Origin of the sequence: Pseudomonas sp. 7-41, assembly GCF_021233075.1 — a bacterium.
Taxonomy (GTDB): Bacteria; Pseudomonadota; Gammaproteobacteria; order Pseudomonadales; family Pseudomonadaceae; genus Aquipseudomonas; species Aquipseudomonas veronii.
Genome location: NZ_CP089551.1, coordinates 1,629,337 through 1,647,769, shown reverse-complemented (window position 1 = coordinate 1,647,769; position 18,433 = coordinate 1,629,337). Strand labels below are relative to the sequence as shown.

The 18,433-nt window shown below is 61.6% G+C and carries 16 protein-coding genes; 12 read left to right on the top strand and 4 right to left on the bottom strand.

Going from position 1 to position 18,433, the window contains the following annotated elements; translation table 11 throughout:
• Positions 1–163: 163 nt before the first annotated feature.
• Together LQ249_RS07360 and LQ249_RS07355 are read left to right on the top strand one after the other, a co-directional pair.
• Entirely contained in the window at positions 164–799 is a 636-nt protein-coding gene (locus tag LQ249_RS07360; RefSeq protein WP_232566332.1) for a DUF2515 family protein, read from the top strand.
• Positions 796–1,410 carry a hypothetical protein gene (locus LQ249_RS07355; RefSeq protein ID WP_057005797.1) on the top strand — a complete coding sequence of 205 codons (615 nt, stop codon included), beginning with the start codon at positions 796–798 and terminating at the stop codon, positions 1,408–1,410. Before LQ249_RS07360 ends, LQ249_RS07355 begins: the two co-directional genes overlap by 4 nt.
• A gap of 53 nt (positions 1,411–1,463) precedes the next feature.
• On the opposite strand, the gene LQ249_RS07350 is transcribed toward LQ249_RS07355, so the two are convergent.
• Complete coding sequence (locus tag LQ249_RS07350; protein ID WP_017844685.1) at positions 1,464–2,174, bottom strand: tellurite resistance TerB family protein; 711 nt, start codon at positions 2,172–2,174, stop codon at positions 1,464–1,466.
• A gap of 168 nt (positions 2,175–2,342) precedes the next feature.
• Between LQ249_RS07350 and LQ249_RS07345 the strand changes: the two genes are divergently transcribed.
• From LQ249_RS07345 to LQ249_RS07310, 8 genes are all read left to right on the top strand, one after another.
• Complete coding sequence (locus LQ249_RS07345; protein ID WP_017844684.1) at positions 2,343–3,254, top strand: LysR family transcriptional regulator; 912 nt, start codon at positions 2,343–2,345, stop codon at positions 3,252–3,254.
• 132 nt (positions 3,255–3,386) lie between these two features.
• The gene (locus tag LQ249_RS07340) at positions 3,387–4,844 is read left to right on the top strand and encodes a gamma-aminobutyraldehyde dehydrogenase (protein WP_169881156.1); all 1,458 of its coding nucleotides are present in this window, start codon (positions 3,387–3,389) and stop codon (positions 4,842–4,844) included.
• Between the two features lie 73 nt (positions 4,845–4,917).
• Positions 4,918–6,069 carry a putative ABC transporter substrate-binding protein YdcS gene (ydcS, locus tag LQ249_RS07335; protein ID WP_232566331.1) on the top strand — a complete coding sequence of 384 codons (1,152 nt, stop codon included), beginning with the start codon at positions 4,918–4,920 and terminating at the stop codon, positions 6,067–6,069.
• A gap of 120 nt (positions 6,070–6,189) precedes the next feature.
• A complete protein-coding gene (locus LQ249_RS07330) occupies positions 6,190–7,224 on the top strand; it encodes an ABC transporter ATP-binding protein (protein WP_057005799.1) in 1,035 nt (344 codons plus the stop codon).
• A gap of 1 nt (position 7,225) precedes the next feature.
• Positions 7,226–8,149, top strand: coding sequence for an ABC transporter permease (locus LQ249_RS07325; protein WP_057005800.1), 924 nt, complete (start codon positions 7,226–7,228; stop codon positions 8,147–8,149).
• Positions 8,139–8,948, top strand: a complete 810-nt coding sequence (locus LQ249_RS07320) for an ABC transporter permease (RefSeq protein ID WP_010563467.1) — start codon at positions 8,139–8,141, stop codon at positions 8,946–8,948. The genes LQ249_RS07325 and LQ249_RS07320 overlap by 11 nt, the downstream gene beginning before the upstream one ends.
• 82 nt (positions 8,949–9,030) lie before the next feature.
• Entirely contained in the window at positions 9,031–10,455 is a 1,425-nt protein-coding gene (locus LQ249_RS07315) for a gamma-aminobutyraldehyde dehydrogenase (protein ID WP_017844679.1), read from the top strand.
• A 355-nt stretch (positions 10,456–10,810) separates the two neighbouring features.
• Entirely contained in the window at positions 10,811–12,436 is a 1,626-nt protein-coding gene (locus LQ249_RS07310; RefSeq protein ID WP_026139759.1) for a glucan biosynthesis protein D, read from the top strand.
• Between the two features lie 59 nt (positions 12,437–12,495).
• Here LQ249_RS07310 and LQ249_RS07305 read toward each other — a convergent pair whose 3' ends face one another.
• The 3 genes from LQ249_RS07305 to LQ249_RS07295 form a co-directional block, all read right to left on the bottom strand.
• A complete protein-coding gene (locus tag LQ249_RS07305; RefSeq protein ID WP_017844677.1) occupies positions 12,496–12,681 on the bottom strand; it encodes a hypothetical protein in 186 nt (61 codons plus the stop codon).
• Positions 12,682–12,952: 271 nt separating this feature from the next.
• Positions 12,953–14,059, bottom strand: a complete 1,107-nt coding sequence (locus LQ249_RS07300; protein ID WP_017844676.1) for an NADH:flavin oxidoreductase/NADH oxidase — start codon at positions 14,057–14,059, stop codon at positions 12,953–12,955.
• A 225-nt stretch (positions 14,060–14,284) separates the two neighbouring features.
• Complete coding sequence (locus LQ249_RS07295; protein WP_057005801.1) at positions 14,285–16,186, bottom strand: potassium transporter Kup; 1,902 nt, start codon at positions 16,184–16,186, stop codon at positions 14,285–14,287.
• Positions 16,187–16,499: 313 nt separating this feature from the next.
• Between LQ249_RS07295 and rimO the strand changes: the two genes are divergently transcribed.
• Both rimO and LQ249_RS07285 read left to right on the top strand, forming a co-directional pair.
• Positions 16,500–17,840, top strand: coding sequence for a 30S ribosomal protein S12 methylthiotransferase RimO (gene rimO / locus LQ249_RS07290; RefSeq protein WP_046384502.1), 1,341 nt, complete (start codon positions 16,500–16,502; stop codon positions 17,838–17,840).
• 115 nt (positions 17,841–17,955) lie between these two features.
• Entirely contained in the window at positions 17,956–18,429 is a 474-nt protein-coding gene (locus LQ249_RS07285; protein ID WP_046384503.1) for a GNAT family N-acetyltransferase, read from the top strand.
• Positions 18,430–18,433: the final 4 nt, after the last annotated feature.

The following is an 18,433-nucleotide window of genomic DNA, read 5'->3' as shown; positions in this document are numbered from 1 at the left end:
GAACGTGAGAACGATCTTCATCGTGCGCAGGCATGCCTAGAGGGTGGCCTGAGGCACCCTTTTCACAGAACCAACCTACAAAAACCCGCGAAGCGTCCGACTACCAGGCTTTTCTCGCCGAGCCTAGCGTGCTAGTCCCTGCGAACAAAAGGACATCGCTGGCATGCGCCGCTATTTCATTACCCGAGGAGCCAAGACCACCGCTGGCGGGACCGTCGGCGGCGGTTTGAGGGGCTTTCGCATCACCAAAGTAGCCATCGCCCTTGAAGGTGAGGACCGGGGGTTGGGCTTGCTTGAGACCTGCTTGCGGTCGCGCCAGAACATTTATGAGGATGGACAGGATCGGGTGTTGTGGTCGGTGGGGCAGGAAAAGCTAAGGTTTGGGGGGGATTACCCGGAAATATTGCAGGCCTTCAAGGCGATTGACGATGGAGACATTGCCAAAAGTATTGAGCATCTGGCTGACCACGAACAACGAAACATTCTTCAACCGACCATGTACGGCGATCCAAAACTCGTGACCCTGCTACGTAGCAACCATCTTTCATACGTCACGGGCATACCGTCCGGGATCGCTCAGGCCATTGAACTGACACTGGCAAACCAATGCAGTCCCGCTGATGAAGGTCGGACCATTGATTTCAACAACAACCCCTTCGCCAATCTAGCCAATATCGATCAGCGTATGGCATTCGTGCTCAAGGCTGCAGCGCGGTTTCACACACTGCTGCGCAGTACTGAGCGGCATCGAATCGAACAGGCGCTAGACGATATCGCTGAAAACCGGGGTGTTCAATGAGCCGGCTCGCGAAGATAGGTTGGCGACGTGGCGGACCGGGACTGGTCGTTGCCGCATCACTCGTATGGATAGCGCTACGCCTGGGCGCGGAAGATCCGGAAATTGCGCTGATGCTAGGCGAGCCCTGGGAAGACATGCGTCAGCGTTCCAGCGCAAGCATTGGCCCAGCCGTTTCGGGAAATTATTGGGGAACAGTACCGAAATCTGATGCTCGCCTGCGTTTCATAGACCCTCAATATGGGTTTATGAGCCCGCCTGCGCGTTTCTTCATGATTAGATATAAGGATATGCGAGTCGCAGATCTCAGCTTGTCTCCCCAAGTAGAGCCACTACTGCTCGACGACACCCTCAAGGTCGTACTGGACTTGCAGGAGCAATGGCGCAAGGCAGGCTGGGAACCCATTCGAGTTGCGTCCAACCCTCCGTTCGCCGATACCCCGGAATGGCGTGCCCGGCTGCGCAATGTGAACCGAGGCGGCACATCCTATTGGCGAGCGAGCGACAAGTATCAAGTGATGCTGGTGGTTGGGCGATTCAAGGACGATAGACGTCCCACAGAGGAGCGTTACCTCATGACGCTGCAACTGGCCGCGCCATGGGGCCCTCCTTAGCCGCCCCCGATAGACCTGTCACTCCTGATCGCGCCCATCCATGGGAACGATCCCTAAAGCGTCGCCTGGCGCACCTGTTTCTCCAATTCAACCTTCAAACCGGGCTCCAACTTGAGCTGCCGCGCCAGCTCATCCAGGTACGCCTTCTCCATAAAGTTCTCCTCATCCACCAGCATCACACTGGCGATGTACATCTCGGCGGCCATTTCCGGGGTGCCGGCGGCCCGCGCCACGTCGGCCGGGTCGAGGGGTTTGTTCAGCTCGCCGTGCAGCCAGCTTTGCAATTCACGGTCGTTATCCAGCTTGTTGAATTCACCTTCGATCAGCGCGCGCTCGCGCTCATCCACATGCCCGTCGGCCTTGGCCGCCGCCACCAACGCCTTGAGGATGCCCTGGCTGTGTTGCTCGACCTGGGCTGGCGGCAGGCGGTCGATGGTCTGCGGTTCGCCTTGGGGCGCGCTGGCCTGTTGCGCCTGCCAGTTGCCATAGGCTTTGTAGGCGATCACGCCCAATGCCGCCAACCCGCCATAGGTCAGGGCCTTGCCGCCGAATTTGCGCGCTTTTTTATTGCCCAGCAGCAGGCCCATGGCCCCAGCGGCCAGGGCCCCGCCGCCAGCGCCGCCGAGCAAACTGCCAAGCCCGCCACTGCCGAGCAGGCCGCCGAGGGCGCCTTTGTCGTCGGATTTGCGCTGGCCGCCGGCCTTGTTCTGCAACATGTCCTGACCAGACTTGAGCAGTTGTTCGAGTAATCCACGGGTATTCATGCGTAGCCTCCAGACACCAGGGTTCATAAGACCAATAGACTCCCAGCGTAAAACTTAGCGCCAAAAAACCCCGATCTAGAGTGCTTCCAGATGTAACGCGGCTATCCTTCGGTTAAATCGATATACACTCGAGCAAATCGATAAAAACACCCCACTGGTAATTCCAGCATGATGACCTTGCGTCAGATCCGCCACTTCATCGCCGTGGCCGAGACCGGTTCGATCTCCGCCGCTGCGCAAACCGCGTTTATTTCGCAGTCGACCCTGACCCTGGCGATCCAGCAACTGGAGCAGGAAATCGGCGTCAACCTGTTCAACCGCCACGCCAAGGGCATGACCCTGACCCACCAGGGCCATCAGTTCCTGCGCCAGGCGCACTTGATCCTGGCCACCGTCGACAACGCCAAGCGCAGCCTGCAGCAGAGCACCGACCAGGTGGCCGGGCAATTGATCGTCGGCGTGACCAGCCTGGTGGCCGGTTATTACCTGGCCGACCTGCTCACCCGCTTCCAACGCGCCTACCCCAATGTGGAAATCCGCGTGATGGAGGATGAGCGCCCGTACATCGAGCATTTGCTGGTCAGCGGCGAGATCGATGTGGGCGTGTTGATCCTCTCCAACCTCGAAGACCGCCACGCCCTGCAGACCGAAGTACTCACCCACTCGCCCCACCGCCTATGGCTGCCGGCGCAACATCCGCTGCTGGAGCACGACAGCATCAACCTGGCCGATGTGGCGCGTGAGCCGTTGATTCAGCTGAACGTCGACGAAATGGGCCACAACGCTCAACGCATGTGGGCCTCTGCCTGCCTGCAACCACACGTCACTTTGCGCACCGCCTCCACCGAAGCCGTGCGCAGCCTGGTGGCCGCCGGCCTGGGCGTGTCGATCCAGCCGGACATGACCTACCGCCCCTGGTCCCTGGAGGGCGACATTATCGAAGCGCGCCCCATCGCCGACCTCAGCCAGACCCTCGACGTCGGCCTCGCCTGGCGCCGTGGCACTGCGCGCCCGGCGCTGGTCGACCCGTTCCTGACCGTGGCGCGGGAACAGCCGCACCCGCGTAAGCCATCTATTTAATCGAATGCTGCATTCAGTATTTAGTATTTGTTGACCTCGCGCCTGACCTCTAGTCTCTGTGCATCCATAAGAGAAAGTCGGGCGCCTTGTAAGAGAACGCCCATGGCCACACAAGAAAAGAGATCGCGAAAAATGTCCGCTGCGCCCACCCCGCTGCTCACTGCGTTGCTGATCGACGGCGAACTGGTCCAGGGCCAGGGCTTTGTCGAACCGATTCTCAACCCAGCCACGGGCGAAGTGCTGACTCAGATCGCCGAAGCCAGCATCGAACAGGTCGAAACCGCGATCCTTGCCGCCCACCGCGCATTTGCCGGCTGGTCCCGCACCACGCCGCAGCAACGTTCGAACATTCTGCTGGGCATCGCCGATGCCATCGAGCACCAAGCCGACTACCTGGCCCGCCTCGAATCCCTGAACTGCGGCAAACCGTTGCACCTGGCCCGCCAGGATGACTTGAGTGCCACCGTCGATGTGTTCCGCTTCTTTGCCGGCGCCGTGCGCTGCCAGACCGGCCAGCTCAGCGGCGAATACCTGCCGGGCTACACCAGCATGGTGCGGCGTGACCCGATTGGCGTGGTGGCCTCGATTGCGCCGTGGAATTACCCGCTGATGATGGCCGCGTGGAAGATCGCTCCCGCCCTGGCCGCCGGTAATACCCTGGTGTTCAAGCCGTCGGAACACACGCCGCTGTCGATCCTCGCCCTCGCTCCAGCGCTCAACCAGTTGTTGCCGCGCGGGGTGATCAACATTGTGTGCGGCGGCGGCGAAGGCGTCGGCAGCCATCTGGTCAGCCACCCGAAGGTGCGGATGGTGTCGTTGACCGGCGATATCGTCACCGGACAAAAGATCCTGCAAGCCGCGTCGAAAACCCTTAAACGCACGCACCTGGAACTGGGCGGCAAGGCGCCAGTGATTGTGTGCAACGACGCCGACCTGCAAGCCGTGGTCGAAGGCGTGCGCGCCTACGGTTACTACAACGCCGGCCAGGACTGCACCGCCGCGTGCCGTATCTACGCCCAGGCGGGGATTCACGACAAATTGGTCGCCGACCTGGGCGCGGCGGTCAGCAGCCTGCGCTTTGCCGGCAAGCGCGATGCCGACAACGAACTCGGCCCGCTGATCAGCACGCGCCAGCGCGACCGCGTCGCCAGCTTTGTCGAACGCGCCCTCGGCCAGCCGCATATCGAACGCGTCACCGGCGCCGCCGTGCATTCCGGCGCGGGCTTCTTTTATCAGCCGACGTTGCTCGCCGGCTGTAAACAAAGTGATGAAATCGTCCAGCGCGAAGTGTTCGGCCCGGTGGTCACCGTGACCCGCTTCGACGAACTGGAACAAGCGGTGGACTGGGCCAACGACTCCGAATACGGCCTGGCCTCGTCGGTGTGGACGCAGAACCTGGACAAGGCCATGCAGGTCGCGGCGCGCCTGCAATACGGCTGCACCTGGATCAACAGTCATTTCATGCTGGTCAGCGAAATGCCCCACGGCGGCTTGAAGCGCTCCGGGTATGGCAAAGATCTGTCCAGCGATTCGCTACAGGACTACAGCGTGGTGCGGCACATCATGGCTCGCCACGGCCAGCACCTTTAAAACAACAACTAAGCTCAAGCGTCACCGGCTGCAAAAAACTGCCCCGACCATAATTAAAGAAGAGGGATTCCCCATGTCCGCGCATAAGACCGCACTGCTCAGTGCCCTGACCACCGCGCTGCTGGCCAGCGCCAGCCTGCAGGCCGCCGAACCGCTCAAAGCGGTAGGCGCCGGCGAAGGCCAGCTGGATATCGTCGCCTGGCCCGGCTATATCGAACGGGGCGAAAGCGACAAGGCTTACGACTGGGTCACAGGTTTCGAGAAGGAAACCGGCTGCAAGGTCAATGTGAAAACCGCCGCCACCTCTGACGAAATGGTCAGCTTGATGGCCAAGGGCGGTTACGACCTGGTCACCGCGTCAGGCGATGCGTCGCTGCGGTTGATCGTCGGCAAGCGGGTGCAGCCGATCAATACCGCGTTGATTCCCAACTGGAAGACTATCGACCAGCGCCTGAAAGACGCGCCGTGGTACGTGGTCGGCCAGCAAACCTACGGTACTCCGTACCAGTGGGGGCCGAACGTGCTGATGTACAACACCAACGTGTTCAAGACCGCGCCCACCAGCTGGAATGTGCTGTTCGAGGCGCAGAACCTGCCGGACGGCAAGCCGAACAAAGGCCGCGTGCAAGCCTACGACGGCCCGATCTACATCGCCGATGCGGCGCTGTACCTCAAGTCGACCAAGCCGGAGCTGGGCATCCAGAGTCCCTATGAACTGACCGAAACCCAGTACAAAGCCGTGCTTGACCTGTTGCGCGCACAGCAACCGTTGATCCACCGCTACTGGCACGACACCACCGTGCAAATGAGTGACTTCAAGAACGAAGGCGTGGTCGCCTCCAGCGCCTGGCCGTATCAGGTCAACGGCCTGATCAACGAGAAGCAGCCGATTGCCTCGACCATTCCCAAGGAAGGCGCCACCGGCTGGGCCGACACCACCATGCTGCACAGCGAGGCCAAGCACCCGAACTGCGCCTACAAATGGATGGACTGGTCGCTGCAGCCGAAGGTCCAGGGCGATGTCGCCGCCTGGTTCGGCTCCCTGCCGGCGGTGCCGGCGGCCTGCACCGGCAGCGAATTGCTCGGCGCCGAGGGCTGCAAGACCAACGGCTTCGACCAGTTCGACAAGATCGCCTTCTGGAAAACCCCGCAGGCTGAGGGCGGCAAGTTCGTGCCGTACAGTCGCTGGACCCAGGATTACATTGCGATCATGGGCGGGCGCTAATCCCCCCTGTGGGAGGGGGCTTGCTCCCTCCCACATTGAGCACATTCACCGATGTTCTGTTTTTTCAGAAGTCCAGGCCGGGCCGCTGCGACGACCCGCGCCTTTTGGGAGCACCGCACCATGACGCTTGCAGTCCAATTCACCCACGTTTCCCGTCAGTTCGGCGAAGTGAAAGCCGTTGACCGGGTTTCCATCGATATCCAGGACGGCGAGTTCTTTTCCATGCTCGGCCCTTCCGGCTCGGGCAAGACCACCTGCCTGCGCCTGATCGCCGGGTTCGAGCAACCGAGCGCAGGCTCGATCCGGATTCATGGCGAGGAAGCCGCCGGCTTGCCGCCGTATCAGCGTGACGTCAACACGGTATTCCAGGATTACGCGCTGTTCCCCCACATGAATGTGCGCGACAACGTGGCCTACGGCCTGAAAGTCAAAGGCGTGGGCAAGACCGAGCGCCTCGACCGCGCCGAAGAAGCCCTGACCATGGTCGCCCTCGGCGGCTACGGCGAGCGCAAGCCGGTGCAGCTCTCCGGCGGCCAGCGCCAACGGGTCGCCCTGGCCCGCGCGCTGGTCAATCGCCCGCGCGTGTTGCTGCTGGATGAACCGCTGGGCGCCCTCGACCTCAAGCTGCGCGAACAGATGCAAAGCGAGCTGAAAAAGCTACAACGTCAGTTGGGCATCACGTTTATCTTCGTGACCCACGACCAGACCGAAGCGCTGTCGATGTCCGACCGCGTGGCCGTGTTCAACAAGGGCCGCATCGAACAGGTCGACACCCCGCGCAACCTCTATATGAAACCGGCCACCGCGTTCGTCGCCGAATTCGTCGGCACCTCCAATGTGATTCGCGGCGAGTTGGCCCAGCGCCTCAGCGGCAGCCCGCAGCCGTTCTCGATCCGCCCGGAGCACGTGCGCTTTGCCGAAGGCCCGCTGGCGGCCGACGAAGTGGAAATCAGCGGCCTGTTGCATGACATCCAGTACCAGGGCAGCGCCACCCGCTACGAACTGAAACTGGCGAACGGCCAGGCGTTGAACATCAGCCAGGCGAATAACCAGTGGCTGGACATCAGCAACGGCTATCAGGTCGGCCAGCCCATCACTGCACGCTGGGCGCGGGCCGCCATGACCACCCTGACCGACCACGCAGGCGAGGTGTGACATGAGCCTGACCCAAGCGCCGATGCGCAGGTTTTCCAACCTGCTGTATCGCAGACCCAACCTCTACCTGGCAATGCTGCTGATACCGCCGCTGATCTGGTTCGGCGCGATCTACCTGGGCTCGTTGCTGACCTTGCTGTGGCAGGGCTTCTACACGTTCGACGACTTCACCATGGCGGTCACGCCGGACCTGACCCTGGCCAACTTCGCCGCATTGTTCCAGCCATCGAACTTCGACATCATCCTGCGCACCCTGAGCATGGCGATTGTGGTGTCGCTCGCCAGCGCCATCGTCGCCTTCCCCATCGCCTATTACATGGCGCGCTACACCACGGGCAAGACCAAGGCGTTCTTCTATATCGCGGTGATGATGCCGATGTGGGCCAGCTACATCGTCAAGGCATATGCCTGGACCCTGCTGCTGGCCAAGGGCGGCGTAGCGCAATGGTTTGTGCAGCACCTGGGCCTGGAGCCGCTGTTGCAGTTCGTGCTGGGAATCCCCGGCGTGGGCGGCAGCACCTTGAGCACCTCGCACCTGGGGCGGTTCATGGTGTTCGTCTACATCTGGCTGCCGTTCATGATCCTGCCGATCCAGGCGTCGCTGGAACGTTTGCCGCCGTCGTTGCTGCAAGCCTCGGCGGACCTGGGCGCCAAGCCGCGCCAGACCTTCATGCAGGTGATCCTGCCGCTGTCGGTGCCGGGGATTGCCGCCGGTTCGATCTTTACGTTTTCGCTGACCCTGGGCGACTTCATCGTGCCGCAGCTGGTCGGGCCGCCGGGTTACTTCGTCGGCGGCATGGTGTACGCCCAGCAAGGTGCCATCGGCAACATGCCCATGGCCGCGGCGTTCACCCTGGTGCCGATCGTACTGATCGCGGTTTACCTGTCCATCGTCAAACGTCTGGGGGCCTTCGATGCACTCTGAGAAATCATCCATCGGCTTGAAGATTGCGGCCTGGGGCGGCTTGGTGTTTCTGCACTTCCCGATCCTGATCATCTTCCTGTACGCCTTCAACACCGAAGAGGCAGCGTTCAGCTTTCCACCCCAGGGCTTCACCCTGAGGTGGTTCAGCGTGGCGTTCGCCCGCCCGGACGTGCTCGAAGCGATCAAGCTGTCGCTGCAGATCGCGGCGATCGCTACCCTGATCGCCATGGTCCTCGGTACCCTCGCTTCAGCCGCGCTGTATCGCCGCGAGTTCTTCGGCAAGCAAGGCGTGTCGCTGATGCTGATCCTGCCGATCGCGCTGCCGGGGATCATCACCGGTATCGCCCTGCTGGCGACGTTCAAGACGTTGGGCATCGAGCCGGGGATGTTCACCATCATCGTCGGCCACGCGACCTTCTGCGTGGTGATCGTCTACAACAACGTCATCGCCCGCTTGCGCCGCACCTCCCACAGCCTGATCGAAGCCTCGATGGACCTGGGCGCCGACGGCTGGCAGACCTTCCGCTACATCATCATGCCCAACCTCGGCTCGGCGCTGCTGGCCGGCGGCATGCTGGCGTTTGCGCTGTCGTTCGACGAAATCATCGTCACCACCTTCACCGCCGGGCATGAGCGCACCTTGCCGCTGTGGCTGCTCAACCAGTTGAGTCGCCCACGGGATGTGCCGGTGACCAACGTGGTGGCGATGCTGGTGATGATCGTGACGATGTTCCCGATTCTGGGTGCCTATTACCTGACCCGCGGCGGTGAAAGCGTGGCAGGCAGTGGCGGTAAATAATGTGGGTATTGGAGAAGTGCCCCCCCACACTCAGAGCCGGTTTCTTCAGGGCAATAACAACAGTTTTTTGGAGGAGTGAACCATGCAAACCAAACTCTTGATCAACGGCCAACTGGTCAAAGGCGAAGGCCCGGCGCAGGCCGTATTCAACCCGGCGTTGGGCCGTGTGCTGGTGGAAATCAACGAAGCCAGCGAAGCCCAGGTCGACGCCGCCGTGCGGGCCGCCGATGCAGCGTTTGAAAGCTGGTCACAGACCACGCCCAAGGATCGCTCGCTGTTGCTGCTGAAACTGGCGGACGTGATCGAAGCCCACGGCGAAGAACTGGCCAAGCTGGAATCGGACAACTGCGGCAAACCCTACAGCGCCGCACTGAACGACGAGATCCCGGCGATTGCCGACGTGTTCCGCTTTTTTGCCGGTGCCAGCCGCTGCATGAGCGGCTCGGCCGGCGGTGAATACCTGCCGGGCCACACCTCGATGATCCGCCGCGATCCGGTGGGCGTGATCGCATCCATCGCCCCGTGGAACTACCCGCTGATGATGGTCGCCTGGAAAATCGCCCCAGCCCTGGCCGCCGGTAATACCGTGGTGCTCAAGCCGTCGGAACAAACCCCGCTGACCGCATTGCGCATGGTCGAACTGGCGTCGGAGATCTTCCCGGCCGGCGTGCTCAACCTGGTCTTCGGCCGTGGGCCCACCGTGGGCAGCCCGTTGGTGAACCACCCGAAAGTACGCATGGTGTCGCTGACCGGCTCCATCGCCACGGGCGCCAACATCATTTCCAACACCGCCGACCGCGTGAAGCGCATGCACATGGAACTGGGCGGCAAGGCGCCGGTGATCATCTTCAACGACGCGGACATCGACGCGGCGGTGGAAGGCATCCGCACCTTCGGTTTCTACAACGCCGGCCAGGATTGCACCGCGGCGTGCCGTATCTACGCCCAAGCGGAAATCTATGACGCGTTCGTCGAGAAGCTCGGCGCGGCAGTCGCCAGTATCAAGTACGGCTTGCAGGATGACCCGACCACCGAGCTGGGCCCGCTGATCACCGCGCAACACCGCGACCGCGTGGCCGGTTTCGTCGAACGTGCCGTGGCGCAGCCGCATATCCGCCTGGTCACCGGCGGCAAGGCGGTGGAAGGCAACGGCTTCTTCTTTGAGCCGACGGTTTTGGCCGATGCGCAGCAGGACGACGAAATCGTGCGCCGCGAGGTGTTCGGGCCGGTGGTGTCGGTGACCAAGTTCGCCGATGAGGCACAGGTGCTGGGCTGGGCCAACGATTCGGACTACGGTCTGGCGTCATCCGTATGGACCGCCGACGTGGGACGCGCCCATCGCTTGGCTGCGCGCTTGCAGTATGGCTGCACCTGGGTGAACACTCACTTCATGCTCGTCAGCGAAATGCCTCACGGCGGTCAGAAACTGTCGGGGTATGGCAAGGACATGTCCATGTACGGGCTGGAGGACTACACCACCGTGCGCCATGTGATGTTCAAGCACTGAACCTCGCCCTGATACCTTGACTGTAGGAGCAAGCTTGCTCGCGAAGAACGCCAACGATAATGCGGGGCATCCGATTAAACGCGGTGTCCAGGCGCCTGTCGCGAGCAAGCCCCCGCCTACATTGGATCTTCATAATTCCTGGGTAATGTGCTCACTCAAAGCCCGGAAATGTCTTGTCGCATTTGCCAAGCCATCATCCCGCCATCAATCATTTTTCCTACGCCATCGAACCGCTTAAGCTATGCGGCGTCTGTTTAATGTCCGTTGCGTTTGGCCGAAGGCATGTCCGAACCGTTATCTTTGATCCAGCACGCGCCAGGGCCGGCGCGGGATTTGCTCACGACAGGTTGTCTCTATGCACCGCAGGAATTTGCTTAAAGCGTCCATGGCCATTGCGGCTTACACCGGTTTATCGGCCAGCGGCCTGTTGGCTGCGCAAGCCTGGGCCGGGAACCGCGCCGCCGACGGCAAGGCCGTGGCGTTCGACTTCGAAACGCTGAAGACCCAGGCCAGGCAACTCGCCGGGACCGCGTATAAAGACACCAAACAGGTGCTGCCGCCCACCCTGGCGACCATGACCCCGCAAAATTTCAACGCCATCGGCTACGACGGCAAACACTCGCTGTGGAAGGAAGTGAACGGCCAGTTGGACGTGCAGTTTTTCCACGTCGGCATGGGCTTCAAGACGCCCGTTCGCATGCACGCCGTCGACCCCACGACCCGCGAGGCCCGCGAAGTGCATTTCCGCCCTTCGCTGTTCAACTATGAAAAAACCACGGTCGACACCCAACAACTGACCGGCGACCTGGGTTTCTCCGGCTTCAAGCTGTTCAAGGCGCCGGAACTGGATCGCCATGACGTGCTGTCGTTTCTCGGCGCCAGTTACTTCCGCGCGGTGGATTCCACGGGGCAATATGGCCTTTCCGCACGCGGCCTGGCGATCGATACCTACGCGAAAAAGCGCGAGGAATTCCCCGACTTCACGCAGTTCTGGTTCGAAACCCCGGATAAAAATGCCACGCGCTTTGTGGTCTACGCCCTGCTCGACTCGCCGAGCGCCACCGGCGCCTACCGTTTCGATATCGACTGCCAGGCCAACCAGGTGGTCATGGCAATCGACGCCCATATCAATGCGCGCACCGCCATCGAACAACTGGGCATCGCACCGATGACCAGCATGTTCAGTTGCGGCACCCACGAGCGGCGCATGTGCGACACCATCCACCCGCAGATCCACGACTCGGACCGCCTGGCAATGTGGCGCGGCAACGGCGAGTGGATCTGCCGCCCGCTGAACAACCCGGCCAAGCTGCAATTCAATGCGTTCGCCGACACCGACCCGAAAGGCTTCGGCCTGGTGCAGACCGACCATGAATTCGCCAGCTACCAGGACACCGTCGACTGGTACAGCAAGCGCCCAAGCCTGTGGGTCGAACCGACCACCGCGTGGGGCGAAGGCTCGATCGACCTGCTGGAGATCCCGACCACCGGCGAGACTCTGGACAATATCGTGGCCTTCTGGACCCCGAAAAAACCGGTGGCCGCCGGTGATTCACTCAACTATGGCTACAAGTTGTACTGGAGCGCCCTGCCACCAGTGAGCACGCCGTTGGCGCAAGTCGACGCCACGCGTTCAGGCATGGGCGGCTTCACCGAAGGCTGGGCACCGGGCGAACATTACCCGCCAGTCTGGGCGCGGCGGTTTGCCGTGGACTTCAAGGGCGGCGGCCTGGATCGCCTGGCAGCCGGCACCGGGATCGAGCCGGTGGTGACCTGTTCCCACGGCGAGGTGAAAGACTTCAGCGTGCTGGTGCTCGACAGCATCAAGGGCTATCGCATCCTCTTCGACTGGTACCCGACCAGCGACAGCGTGGAGCCAGTGGAACTGCGCCTGTTTATCCGCACGCAGGACCGCACCTTGAGTGAAACCTGGTTGTATCAGTACTTCCCGCCGGCACCGGAGCAGCGTAAATACACCTGACACCGTGACCGACCATGTGAGCGCGGGCTTGCCCGCCCCCACATGGGGTCACAGCCCGCTCAGAACCGCGACACACTCTTCATCGCCCCAATCAAATAGCGCATCGCCACCTGATCGTTCTCGGTCAGGGCGCGATACTGTGCGAGCAATTCAGCTTCATCGGAACTCAACCTTCGGGCACGCAAGGACACCCTGCGGGTCAGAAAAGACGCCACCACACCCGCTACACCATAGGACTTGGCCATGGACTGTTTCTCCTGATATCGATCAAAAACTCCGTGTGCCCATTACCCGCCTGCCGTGAAGCGCAATGCCTCGGTAGACAAACCGACTGGCTCCCTGGGCCAGAAATCAGGCGTACTCTAAGCGTAGAAACAATCTCATGACGTGTGGGATTTTTTTAGAGTATTCACTTAAATAATTGGGTCAGGAATAAATACCTACAGCCCTATCCCACAGCTCCTGGCAAAAAAAACCCACCGGATAAGGGTGGGTTTTGTTGGAACCTAAGAAGGCTCAATCCCTGAGATCAGACTCATGAATCGGCTGCTCCCGATGGGTCGCCCGCTGGTACTGGGCCGGCCAGGTCGCCTTGCGCCCGCCCAGGTCATCGTCGGCATGCAATGGCCAATACGGGTCACGCAGCAGCTCGCGGGCGAGGAAGATGATGTCGGCCTGGCAGGTGCGCAGGATGTGTTCGGCCTGGGCCGGCTCGGTAATCATGCCCACGGTGCCGGTAGCGATGCCCGACTCTTTGCGCACACGCTCGGCAAACCGCGTCTGGTAGCCGGGGCCGATGGGGATCTCGGCGTTGGCGGCGGTGCCGCCGGAGGACACGTCGATCAGGTCGACTCCCAACGCTTTCAGGCGACGTGCCAGTTCCACGGTTTCATCGGGGTTCCAGCCGTCCTCCACCCAATCGGTGGCTGACACCCGCACAAACAGCGGCAGGTCTTGCGGCCAGACTTCGCGCACCGCTTCGGTGACTTGCAGCACCAGGCGGATACGGTTTTCAAAGGTGCCGCCGTACTGGTCCTGACGCTGATTGCTGATGGGCGAGAGGAATTGATGCAGCAGGTAACCGTGAGCGGCGTGGATCTCCACCACTTTGAAACCGGCGGTCAACGCGCGCTTGGCGGCGGCGACGAAGTCGGCGATCACTTGCTCGATCTGCGCCTCGTCCAGCGACCTGGGCTGCGTATGGTTCGGGTCAAAGGCAATCGGCGAGGGCCCCACCGGCACCCAGCCGCCGTCTTGCGGCTTGAGGCTGCCGTGTTTGCCGATCCACGGCCGATGGGTGCTGGCCTTGCGCCCGGCATGAGCCAGTTGAATCCCGGCCACGGCGCCCTGGGCAGTGATAAAGCGCGTGATGCGTTGCAGCGGGGCGATCTGTGCGTCGTTCCACAGGCCCAGGTCTTCGGCGGTGATACGGCCCTCGGCGGTCACGGCGGTGGCTTCGGTGAAAATCAGCCCCGCCCCGCCGACAGCGCGGCTGCCGAGGTGGACCAGGTGCCAGTCGTTGGCCAGGCCATCGACGCTGGAGTACTGGCACATCGGCGACACGGCAATGCGATTGAGCAGGGTCAATTGGCGCAGGGTATACGGTTCGAGCAACTGACTCATGGCGCACCTCTTCTTGGCTTTTTGGGCACTTCTGTAGGAGCGCGCTTGCTCGCGAAAGCCTCATGGGCGCCGCGTTTATCCAGGATCGACGCGGTACCGTTAAGGTTTTTCGCGGGCAAGCCCGCTCCTACACAACAGTGCTTAGAGCCTAGTCGACAACGGGGGATTGCACAGGGTTCAGAAGACAAAGCGGGAGCCGATTGCCGGCTCCCGTCCAACAACCGCTTACATTTCGACCTGGGTGCCCAGCTCGATCACCCGGTTGACCGGGAGTTTGAAGAACCGCAGGTTGCCGTTGGCATTCTTCAACATGAACGCGAACAAGCCTTCGCGCCAACGGGCCATGCCTTTGATGCGCGAGGCGATGACCGTTTCGCGGCTGAGGAAGTACGTGGTACGCATCGGGCTGAAATCCAGATCATCGAGGTGGCACAGCTTCAGCGCTTCGGGCACGTCCGGCTCATCGGTGAAACCGAAGTGCAGGATCACGCGGAAGAACCCTTCGCCGTAGGCATCCACCTCGAAGCGCCGTGCGGCGGGAACGCGGGGAATGTCTTCGTAGACCACCGTCAGCAACACCACTTGCTCGTGCAACACTTGGTTATGCAGCAGGTTATGCAACAGCGCATGGGGCACCGCGTCGGGCCGCGCGGTGAGGAACACCGCGGTGCCCTGCACGCGATGGGGCGGCTGCACGCGGATACTGCTGATAAAGATCGGCAGCGGCAGGCCGCCCTCGTCGAGGCGGTCCATCAGCAGTTCCTTGCCGCGTTTCCACGTCGTCATCAGGATAAACAGCACAATCCCCGCCAATACCGGGAATGCACCGCCCTGGACGATTTTCGGCACGTTGGCGGCGAAGAACAGCCCGTCGACCAACAGGAAACCGATCAGCACCGGAATCGCCAACACCGGTGGCCATTTCCACAGCAACAGCATCACTGCCGACACCAGGATGCTGGTGATCAGCATGGTGCCGGTCACCGCCACGCCGTAGGCCGAAGCCAGCGCGTTGGACGACTCGAAGCCCAGCACCAGCAGGATCACGCCGACCATCAGCGACCAATTCACCGCGCCGATATAGATCTGGCCCTGTTCGGCGCTGGACGTATGCTGAATGTGCATGCGCGGGATGTAACCCAGTTGGATCGCCTGACGGGTCAGGGAGAACGCGCCGGAAATCACCGCCTGGGACGCAATCACTGTGGCCAGGGTAGACAACACCACCAACGGAATCAGCGCCCAGCTCGGTGCGAGCAGGTAGAACGGGTTACGCGCCGCTTCGGGGTTTTCCAGCAGCAACGCACCTTGGCCGAAATAGTTGAGCACCAGCGCCGGCAGCACCAGGGCGAACCAGGCACGCGCAATGGGTTTACGCCCGAAGTGGCCCATGTCGGCGTACAGCGCTTCGGCACCGGTCAATGCCAGCACCACGGCGCCGAGAATCGCCACACCCATGCCAGGGTGGACCATGAAGAAACGCACACCCCACACCGGGTTCAATGCGTTGAGCACTTCCGGATGCTGGCTAATGCCATGCACGCCCAGGCCCGCCAGCACCAGGAACCACAACACCATGACCGGCCCGAACAGCTTGCCGATACGGTCGGTGCCATGTTTCTGGATCAGGAACAGCCCCACCAGCACCACCAGCGACAGCGGTACGACCCAGCGTTCAAGCCCTTCGAAGGCCAGTTCCAGGCCTTCTACCGCCGAGAGCACCGAGATTGCCGGGGTGATCATGCTGTCGCCGTAAAACAGCGCAGCGCCGATCAACCCGAGAATCACCAGCACCGAACGCAGCTTCGGATACGGCGACGCCGCTCGCCGCGCCAACGCAGTGAGGGCCATGATCCCGCCCTCGCCCTGGTTATCGGCGCGCAGGATGAACAACACGTACTTGATCGAAACGACCCAGATCAGCGACCAGAAGATCAGCGCCAGTATCCCCAACACACCATCATGGTTGACCTGAACCCCATACCCTCCACCGAACACCTCTTTAAGGGTATAGAGCGGGCTGGTCCCGATATCGCCATAAACCACCCCGACCGCTGCCACCAGCATGCCAATCGGCTTGGCATTGGAATGCTCGGCACCCGCTGCCTGACTACTTGCCTGACCCATCAACCACTCCTGCCCTATGACCTGAGGTCTCTTATAAACAACGCATCTAAGCTGACCTTAGCATGCGCTGTTTTACTTCTCGTAACAGACGTTTTGTTGACCCAAGGATTTCACCCGTTCGCAACGGCGCGAAGCATAGCGCAGCACTCGTCGTATTTCCCTGCATAAAGCTGGTCAAGTGCGTTGCCCGTCGCTAGAATTGCGCACTTTTTGATCAGAGGCACAAAAGCATGCTCTTTTACGAGCGCGCTAAGTGCCCGTCTACCGCCTTGTCGTGCCCGACTGGCGGCGTCATTCAATACCGAGGTTAGACATGTCCACCACCATCGCAAAAGCCAACCCCAAGGTCGGCTTTGTTTCCCTGGGCTGCCCGAAGGCTCTGGTCGACTCCGAACGCATCCTGACGCAACTGCGCATGGAAGGTTATGACGTCGTGTCCACTTACCAGGACGCGGACGTGGTGGTGGTCAACACCTGCGGCTTCATCGACTCGGCCAAGGCGGAATCCCTGGAAGTGATCGGCGAGGCCATCAAGGAAAACGGCAAGGTCATCGTCACCGGCTGCATGGGCGTGGAAGAAGGCAATATCCGCAACGTACACCCGAGCGTGCTGGCCGTGACCGGTCCGCAGCAGTACGAGCAGGTGGTCAACGCCGTGCATCAAGTGGTGCCGCCGCGCCAGGACCACAACCCGCTGATCGACCTGGTGCCGCCGCAAGGCATCAAGCTGACCCCGCGCCACTACGCGTACCTGAAGATTTCCGAAGGCTGCAACCACAGTTGCAGCTTCTGCATCATCCCGTCGATGCGCGGCAAGCTGGTCAGCCGCCCGGTGGGCGATGTGCTGGACGAAGCCCAGCGCCTGGTCAAATCCGGCGTTAAAGAACTGCTGGTGATCTCCCAGGACACCAGCGCCTACGGCGTCGACGTGAAATACCGCACCGGCTTCTGGAACGGTGCGCCGGTGAAAACCCGCATGACCGAGCTGTGCGAAGCCCTCAGCAGCCTGGGCGTGTGGGTGCGCCTGCATTACGTGTACCCGTACCCGCATGTGGACGAGCTGATCCCGTTGATGGCCGCCGGCAAGATCCTGCCGTACCTGGACATCCCGTTCCAGCACGCCAGCCCGAAAGTGCTCAAGGCCATGAAACGCCCGGCCTTCGAAGACAAGACCCTGGCGCGCATCAAGAACTGGCGCGAGATCTGCCCGGAACTGATCATCCGTTCGACCTTCATCGTCGGCTTCCCGGGCGAAACCGAAGAAGACTTCCAGTACCTGCTCGACTGGCTGACCGAAGCCCAGCTGGACCGCGTCGGCTGCTTCCAGTACTCGCCGGTCGAAGGCGCCCCGGCCAACCTGCTGGACCTGGCCGTAGTACCGGATGACGTCAAGCAAGACCGTTGGGAGCGCTTCATGGCGCACCAGCAGGCGATCAGCTCGGCGCGCCTGCAACTGCGCATCGGCAAGGAAATCGAAGTGCTGATCGACGAAGTCGACGAGCAAGGCGCCGTAGGCCGCTGCTTCTTCGACGCCCCGGAAATCGACGGTAACGTATTTATCGACGATGCCAGCGGTTTGAAACCCGGCGACAAGGTCTGGTGTACGGTGACCGATGCCGACGAATACGACCTGTGGGCCGAAAAGCGCGACTGATCGCATCAGGCGCGGATAAAAAAGTGAAAAAGCCCTGCTTCTGGACAAGATGCGGGGCTTTTTTAGGTCTATCGTTTTGCCCATCGACACCGAACATCCACAAAGGGCAGCGGGCATGCGTCAGCATTCGGTTATCCACACCCCAAAAACCAGCGACTACGCCGAGTTGGCGCGGATCTGGGAGGCGTCGGTGCGCGCCACCCATGACTTTCTGCCGGACAGCTACATCACGCTGCTGAAAAACCTGGTGCTGACCCGCTACCTCGATGCGGTGATGCTGATCTGCACCAAGGACACGCGCCAGCGCATCACCGGGTTCGCCGGGGTGGCCGCGGGCAAGGTCGAGATGCTGTTCATCGACCCGCAGCACCGTGGCCAGGGCCTCGGCCGGCAATTGCTGCGTTACGCGATCGAGCGCATGAACGCCGATGAGCTGGACGTCAACGAACAGAACCCGCAGGCGCTGGGCTTTTACTTCAAGCAAGGCTTCGAAGTCATCGGCCGCACGGAGCATGATGGCCTGGGGCAGCCTTATCCGCTGCTGCACATGCGTTTGCGCCAGGTGCAGCAAGAGGCGCGTCGGGGCTAAATGA

Bases quoted from the DNA above. Each gene is read 5' to 3' on its own strand.
- LQ249_RS07310 (WP_026139759.1), top strand. From the start codon at position 10,811: ATGCACCGCAGGAATTTGCTTAAAGCGTCCATGGCCATTGCGGCTTAC.
- LQ249_RS07340 (WP_169881156.1), top strand. From the start codon at position 3,387: ATGTCCGCTGCGCCCACCCCGCTGCTCACTGCGTTGCTGATCGACGGC.
- LQ249_RS07300 (WP_017844676.1), bottom strand. From the start codon at position 14,059: ATGAGTCAGTTGCTCGAACCGTATACCCTGCGCCAATTGACCCTGCTC.
- ydcS (WP_232566331.1), top strand. From the start codon at position 4,918: ATGTCCGCGCATAAGACCGCACTGCTCAGTGCCCTGACCACCGCGCTG.
- LQ249_RS07325 (WP_057005800.1), top strand. From the start codon at position 7,226: ATGAGCCTGACCCAAGCGCCGATGCGCAGGTTTTCCAACCTGCTGTAT.
- LQ249_RS07315 (WP_017844679.1), top strand. From the start codon at position 9,031: ATGCAAACCAAACTCTTGATCAACGGCCAACTGGTCAAAGGCGAAGGC.
- LQ249_RS07360 (WP_232566332.1), top strand. From the start codon at position 164: ATGCGCCGCTATTTCATTACCCGAGGAGCCAAGACCACCGCTGGCGGG.
- LQ249_RS07295 (WP_057005801.1), bottom strand. From the start codon at position 16,186: ATGGGTCAGGCAAGTAGTCAGGCAGCGGGTGCCGAGCATTCCAATGCC.
- LQ249_RS07285 (WP_046384503.1), top strand. From the start codon at position 17,956: ATGCGTCAGCATTCGGTTATCCACACCCCAAAAACCAGCGACTACGCC.
- rimO (WP_046384502.1), top strand. From the start codon at position 16,500: ATGTCCACCACCATCGCAAAAGCCAACCCCAAGGTCGGCTTTGTTTCC.
- LQ249_RS07305 (WP_017844677.1), bottom strand. From the start codon at position 12,681: ATGGCCAAGTCCTATGGTGTAGCGGGTGTGGTGGCGTCTTTTCTGACC.
- LQ249_RS07355 (WP_057005797.1), top strand. From the start codon at position 796: ATGAGCCGGCTCGCGAAGATAGGTTGGCGACGTGGCGGACCGGGACTG.
- LQ249_RS07345 (WP_017844684.1), top strand. From the start codon at position 2,343: ATGATGACCTTGCGTCAGATCCGCCACTTCATCGCCGTGGCCGAGACC.
- LQ249_RS07320 (WP_010563467.1), top strand. From the start codon at position 8,139: ATGCACTCTGAGAAATCATCCATCGGCTTGAAGATTGCGGCCTGGGGC.
- LQ249_RS07350 (WP_017844685.1), bottom strand. From the start codon at position 2,174: ATGAATACCCGTGGATTACTCGAACAACTGCTCAAGTCTGGTCAGGAC.
- LQ249_RS07330 (WP_057005799.1), top strand. From the start codon at position 6,190: ATGACGCTTGCAGTCCAATTCACCCACGTTTCCCGTCAGTTCGGCGAA.